At 30.0% G+C, this 250-nt stretch carries 1 protein-coding gene; it reads left to right on the top strand.

What is annotated here, in order from left to right; all coding sequences use genetic code 11:
- On the top strand, window positions 1–250 hold a 250-nt coding region (locus AAEZ22_RS18535; RefSeq protein ID WP_352298545.1), incomplete at both ends, for a hypothetical protein.

The following is a 250-nucleotide window of genomic DNA, read 5'->3' as shown; positions in this document are numbered from 1 at the left end:
AGTTAATACAGGACTTTGATGCAATTAAAAGTTGGGTTACTAAGTATATAGTTAAAGAAGAAAAAGATAGTCATTATGAGCATCTAATCGTCAATAACGGTCCTTTCGAAGATAGCCATTACTCTTATCAGTTTACTGATGTAAAAGAAAGTTTCAAGAAAGGGGAATTTGGTACAGTTTCTCTCAAACTATTAATTGAATCTCCATACTGTCAAAATCGCATAAATAATTATTTAGCTCAAAGTTTTAT

The sequence above is a fragment of the Pseudoalteromonas sp. 20-MNA-CIBAN-0454 genome (genome assembly GCF_040308685.1).
In the GTDB taxonomy this organism is placed as follows: domain Bacteria; phylum Pseudomonadota; class Gammaproteobacteria; order Enterobacterales; family Alteromonadaceae; genus Pseudoalteromonas; species Pseudoalteromonas nigrifaciens.
This window is presented reverse-complemented; position numbering and strand designations above follow the sequence as displayed.